Source organism: Microbacterium sp. (assembly GCF_031988965.1).
Taxonomy (GTDB): domain Bacteria; phylum Actinomycetota; class Actinomycetes; order Actinomycetales; family Microbacteriaceae; genus Microbacterium.
Genome location: NZ_DALZXX010000170.1, coordinates 1 through 4,987, shown reverse-complemented (window position 1 = coordinate 4,987; position 4,987 = coordinate 1). Strand labels below are relative to the sequence as shown.

Here is a 4,987-nt window from a genome sequence, read left to right as displayed (position 1 = left end):
GCGCTGCGGGTCGTGCGCGGCGGCGCGGTCGATCATCGCGCTCTGCAGAGCGACCTCCTCGGCTTCGCTCACCAGTCCGAGCGCCGAGAGGTACTGCCCGAGCACCAGCACGGTCGACGTGCCGTCGTCGCTCGGTGCCTCGGCCACCGGATCGACCGCCGCATCGGCCACCTCACGCAGAACGACGCCGAAGGCCGCGGGCGGCACCGGCACCGGCTCGGCGTGCGGCGACCCGACGAGCGGCACGACCCCCGGCACGACGTCGGCGTGCACGACCCGGCCGATACGCGCGGTGACGGTGTGCGGCAGCGCGATGCGCATCGGCGAGTAGGTCATCAACCCGTCTCCGACGATCGTGATGCGCGCATGCGGGAAGACCCGCATCAGGGTGCGCGCGGGAGCGACCTGAGGGCTCTGCAGCAGTATCTCGAGGTCGTCGTCGAGACCCCACGCGCGCGTCAGCAGTCGTCGCAGGAGCGGAAGATCCGCGGGCTCCGGCTCCCACGAACCGGGATGCAGAGGCCCGACCAGCTCGTCGAGGTCCTCGATCCGGTCGAAGCGCGCGCGCAGGGTCGCGAGTGCGGGATCCGCGATGATGCCGACCGAGGTCTCGGGCACGCGGGACGAGTGGAACGGCACGAGCAGCCGCTCGCCGCGCGCACCCAGCAGACCCCCGTCGAGGGCTGCGGCCGCTGTCGCGAGTCCGTAGGCGCTGTGCAGCGCGAAGAGCTGGGTCATACGCGCACACCGTCCGCACCGACGTGCTCCGATCCCGCGGCGGTCTCGCGGAGCAGGGAGGCCAGCACCCGGCGACGCGGCCCGTCGAGCCGGGTCAGCACTGTCCCCGTCGTCCCCTCGGGCAGCCGCTGGAGAAGACCTCGGATGCCGCTGCGCATCTCCCTCCGCAACGAGGGGGTCATGCGGCGCGCGCGCACCAGATGCCGTGAGCTCAGCGCGAGCACTGTCCACACCGCCTTCGGCAGGAAGCGCTCCGCCTCGGCATCCGCCTCGACGATGTCGAGCACCTCGTGCATCGCCCGCACGAAATCGAGCTGCCGCCGGTCACGCGCCTGCGTGAGCGAGGTCGAGACACCACGCCGGTACAGCAGGGCGGGCGCGTCGACCACCGCGAACGAGCGGGCCTGCAGGTGCAGGCGCCAGATCCACGGACGGTCCTCGGCCGTGAAGAGCCCGGGGGTGAAGGCGGCGAGGCCGTCGTCGAGCACCCGGCGATGAAGCATGCCGGCCCAGGCGTACGGATAGTCGACCATGGTCGACTCGTCTTCGGGGAGGATCGCGTCGCGCGGCGACGCGACGCGATCACGCCACGGATACGGCGCAGGCTTCAGCACGCGCGTGCCGTCGGTGACGGTCACGTGGTCGGTGCGCAGGACGTCGCAGCCCAGGTCGTCGAGTCGGCGCGCGAGCACCTCGAGGCGCCGCGGCTGCATCCAGTCATCACCGTCGAGAAAGCAGAACGCGTCGCCCTCGACGTGCGCGAGTCCCTGATTGCGGGCCGTCGCAAGGCCGCGCGGGGTCGCATTGGTGATGACCTCGGCGTGGGGGAACCGCTCCGCGTACCGTCGCATCAGCGTGCCGGTGCCGTCGCGCGACCCGTCGTCGATCGCCACGAGTTTCAGCGCCGCCGGGTCGTCGAACTGGCGGGTCAGCGTCTCGAGCGTCGTACCGATGTACGCGCCTGCGTCCTTGGCAGGAAGGATGACGGTGACGAGCGGTGTGCGCACGGAACTCCCGGGGTGGACGGTCCCGGCATGGTGTCAGGCGCTCCTTGCCGATCGGAGACGACGAGGTGAACGCGCGGTGTCTCGTGCCGTCGGTTCGCGCCGCCGGCGCGGATCGGCGACGATGGGACACATGCTGTGGCCGTTCGGGACGACGTGGCGCCCGGTGCGCCAGAAGCACCGTGGCACCGTCGACCTGCGCTGGCTCAGCGCTCGCACCTGGACCCGCCGCTGGTATCCGCAGGGCGTCGACCTCGGCGAGTGGCAGGGGCGTCGAACGCTGGCCGTGAGCTGGTTCCGTCAGAAGCTCGACGGCACGCACCTCGCCTCGAGGGTCGCCTTCGTCGACCTCGAACGCTCACGGCACCTCGACGTGCTGCTCGCGATCGACGAGGACGGGATGCTGCAGCCCGCGCCGATCCACGCCGGAGGTCTGGCGTGGTTCGGCGACCGGCTCTTCGTCGCCGCCACGGGCCGGGGCATCTGGGAGTTCGACCTGTCCGCCATCCGGCGGGTGCGGGGTGCCGAGGCGCGTCGAATCGCCGGGCTCTCGGGGCGCGGTGTGCGGGCATCCGCTCTCGTCGCCGTGCGCACGCGCGTGCATCCGATCGACCTGCGCTGCTCGTATCTCGGCCGCGTCTTCGACGCCGACGGCACACCCTTGAGGAGAGTGCTGATCGGCGAGTATCTGACGGCCGACTCCGGCCGGATCGCGGAGTTCACGATCCCCGAGACCGATGACGGGCACTTCGAGGAGCAGGAGCGCTTCTCGCCCGGGCTCCCGCGCATGCAGGGCGCGGTGCGCTGGGGCGAACGTCACTTCGTGTCGCAGTCCGACCGGATGCACCCCGGCGCTCTGTGGACCGGGAGACGAGACGCCCTCGAGCGCGACCGGGTGCCACTGCCGGTCGGCTGCGAAGACCTCGCCCTCGACCTCGACGCGAAGCTGCTGTGGTCGCTCGGCGAGCATCCGTGGCACCGCGTCGTGCGCGGCATCCCGTTCCGCGCCCTGGGGATCGACTCCTGACGAGCCCCGCTCCCAGCCGGTGCCTCAGAGCGCGAACGTAGACTGTTCGGGTGAAGAACCGTGCGCCTTTCCTCGTCTACACCGTGCTGCGGCTGCTGGCATTCCTCGTCCCGCTGGCCGTGATGTGGTTCTTCTTCCCGATCTTCCGCGAGTTCTGGTGGCTCGCCGCGATCTTCGCCGCCCTCATCGGCGTGAGCATCTCGATGCTGTTCCTGCGGGCTCCGCTCGCGGATGCCTCGGCGCGCCTCGTCGAGCGTCGGGGCGGACGCAGCGAGGCCGCTCAGGCCGACGCGGACGCCGAAGACGAGGCGATCGACGGCGCCGGGCGTCCCGATTCCGGCAGTACGGGGTCTGCGCCGCGGGTCTGACGGCGAACCGCCGCGCCGGGGCATCGTTCTCGCTCATCGACCGGCGGGCGCGACCACCATCTCCGCGATCCTCCTAGGTCCGTCCAGGGCACGCCCCCTGACTTCCCCGCCCGATGGATATCAGCCGGCGAACGCCCAGAACAGTGCGCCCGCGTACAGCAGAGCCGTGAGCGACGTGAGCGCGAGCGCGATCACCAGTTCCTTCGCCTGCCGGTAGGTCCAGACGATCAGGATCGCCGGGAGTCCCGCGAGCAGCGCGAGCAGACCGACCCACGCGATCGGATACAGCAGCGCGAGGAAGATCAGGATGCCGAAGGGGGCGATCACGAACAGCGTGAACAGCGCCTGGGTGGCGCGCTTGCCGATCAGCACCGTCAGGGTGCGCTTGCCGACCTCGCGGTCCTGGTCGATGTCGCGCAGGTTGTTGGCGAGCAGCACCGCGCAGGCGAACAGCCCGGCGGCGATCGCGCCGAGCCAGGCCTGCTGCGGCAGCTCGAACACCTGCACCCAGGTCGTGCCGAGCGTGGCCACCAGGCCGAAGAAGATGAAGACGAAGACCTCGCCGAGAGCGTTATAGCCGTACGGGCGCTTGCCGCCGGTGTAGAACCAGGCGGCGACGATGCACGCCGCGCCGACCGCCAGCATCCACCACTGCTCGGTGCGGATCACGATCGCGAGGCCGACGACGGCGGCGAGCGCGAAGAACACGAGGGCGATGATCAGCACGGTACGCGGCTTCACCCGGCCGGAGGCGGTGAGGCGGGCGGGACCGACCCGCACCGCATCGGTGCCGCGGATGCCGTCGCTGTAGTCGTTCGCGAAGTTCACACCGATCTGCAGCAGCACCGCGACCGCGAGGCAGGCCAGGGCGATCACCCAGTGGAACTCGGGCCCGGTGCTGCGCGCGGCTCCGGTGCCGATCACGACCGGGGCGACGGCGAGCGGCAGCGTGCGCAGACGGGCCGCACCGATCCAGTCCCCGACCGTGACCGGGCCCGCCTCGATGACGGGCCGGTTGGCGGGGTTGCCGCTGGCCCGCTTGGCGGGATTGCCGCTCACGCGGGCATGATTCTTCTTGCGCTTCGAGGATGCTGCCACGCAGGGAATCCTACTGGCCGCGACGATGTCGGCCGTCGAGCGGACGAGCTCAGCGACGCTCGAACGTCACGTGCGTGACACCGCTCTCGGCCACCTCGGAGTGCACCTCGTAGCCGTTCTCGAGGCCGCGGAGCCCCTCCCAGATGCGCTCTCCGCTGCCGAGCACGAGCGGCGCCACCGCCAGGTGCACACGATCGACGAGTCCCGCGCGCAGGAACTGCCGCACCACGTTCACCCCACCGCCGATGCGAACATCACCACCGTCGGCCGCGTCGATCGCGCGCGGAAGGATCTCCTCCGGCGCAGCGTCGACGAAGTGGAACACCGTGTCGTTCGCGAACTCGATCGAGTCGCGCGTGGTGTGGGTGAGCACGTACACCGGCACCTCGAACGGCGGGGTCTCACCCCACCACCCACGCCATTCCCGGTCGTCGACGTTCTGATGCAGGCCGAACATGCCTGCGCCCATGATCTCGGCGCCGACGCCCTCGAAGTACGCGTGGGCGTACTTCTCGTCGACACCGGTCGTGCCGGCGCCCGAGTCGTCGCCGAGCACGCGGCTGCGGAAGGTCCGCGTCGCCGCATAGGCGGCCACGAGTCGCGGCCAGTCGTCGCCGAACGGCTTCTCGGGTGTCTGGTCTGTGGTGGTCGCGAATCCGTCGAGGGAGATGTTGAGGTCGACGCGAACGGCCATGATGGACTCTCTTCTGCAGCCGGGTGGTGCGGGTCAGCGGTGCGGGTCAGCGGTGCGG

At 70.7% G+C, this 4,987-nt stretch carries 6 protein-coding genes; 2 read left to right on the top strand and 4 right to left on the bottom strand.

Translation table 11 applies throughout. The annotated features are described in order from the left end of the window. Both RTM68_RS16665 and RTM68_RS16660 read right to left on the bottom strand, forming a co-directional pair. Positions 1-738, bottom strand: a 738-nt coding sequence (locus RTM68_RS16665) for a polysialyltransferase family glycosyltransferase (RefSeq protein WP_312173075.1), incomplete at its 3' end; no start/stop codon positions are given. Further along, positions 735-1,745, bottom strand: a complete 1,011-nt coding sequence (locus RTM68_RS16660; RefSeq protein ID WP_312173072.1) for a glycosyltransferase family 2 protein — start codon at positions 1,743-1,745, stop codon at positions 735-737. The genes RTM68_RS16660 and RTM68_RS16665, both read right to left, overlap by 4 nt. A gap of 121 nt (positions 1,746-1,866) precedes the next feature. Here RTM68_RS16660 and RTM68_RS16655 point away from each other — a divergent pair, with 121 nt between their 5' ends. Beyond that, positions 1,867-2,769 carry a hypothetical protein gene (locus tag RTM68_RS16655; protein WP_312173069.1) on the top strand — a complete coding sequence of 301 codons (903 nt, stop codon included), beginning with the start codon at positions 1,867-1,869 and terminating at the stop codon, positions 2,767-2,769. Positions 2,770-2,819: 50 nt separating this feature from the next. Continuing rightward, complete coding sequence (locus tag RTM68_RS16650) at positions 2,820-3,137, top strand: DUF4229 domain-containing protein (protein WP_312173067.1); 318 nt, start codon at positions 2,820-2,822, stop codon at positions 3,135-3,137. Between the two features lie 120 nt (positions 3,138-3,257). Here RTM68_RS16650 and RTM68_RS16645 read toward each other — a convergent pair whose 3' ends face one another. Continuing rightward, positions 3,258-4,235, bottom strand: coding sequence for a 1,4-dihydroxy-2-naphthoate polyprenyltransferase (locus tag RTM68_RS16645; protein ID WP_312173064.1), 978 nt, complete (start codon positions 4,233-4,235; stop codon positions 3,258-3,260). 49 nt (positions 4,236-4,284) lie between these two features. Then, positions 4,285-4,932: a dihydrofolate reductase family protein gene (locus RTM68_RS16640; RefSeq protein ID WP_312173077.1), complete on the bottom strand. Its 648-nt coding sequence runs from the start codon at positions 4,930-4,932 to the stop codon at positions 4,285-4,287. Positions 4,933-4,987 lie beyond the last annotated feature (55 nt).

Coding starts and splice junctions, on each gene's coding strand:
- RTM68_RS16655 (WP_312173069.1), top strand. CDS start 1,867: ATGGGACACATGCTGTGGCCGTTCGGGACGACGTGGCGCCCGGTGCGC.